This window comes from Clostridium sp. C8-1-8, assembly GCF_009928445.1.
GTDB lineage: Bacteria > Bacillota > Clostridia > Clostridiales > Clostridiaceae > Clostridium_AR.
On the sequence record NZ_JAABNO010000098.1, the window covers coordinates 1 to 300 of the forward strand.

The following is a 300-nucleotide window of genomic DNA, read 5'->3' on the forward strand; positions in this document are numbered from 1 at the left end:
CGAGCCGACATCGAGGTGCCAAACCTCCCCGTCGATGTGGACTCTTGGGGGAGATCAGCCTGTTATCCCCGAGGTAGCTTTTATCCGTTGAGCGATGGCCCTCCCACGAGGTACCACCGGATCACTAAGCCCGACTTTCGTCCCTGCTCCACTTGTAAGTGTCGCAGTCAGGCTCCCTTCTGCCTTTGCACTCTACGAACGATTTCCGACCGTTCTGAGGGAACCTTTGGGCGCCTCCGTTACTTTTTTGGAGGCGACCGCCCCAGTCAAACTGCCCACCTAACAATGTCCCGTCACCAG

At 57.7% G+C, this 300-nt stretch carries 1 rRNA gene; it reads right to left on the reverse strand.

Annotated features, from left to right (window positions below):
* Positions 1 to 300: ribosomal RNA gene (locus tag GXK57_RS26270) — 23S ribosomal RNA — on the reverse strand; the annotation flags it as partial.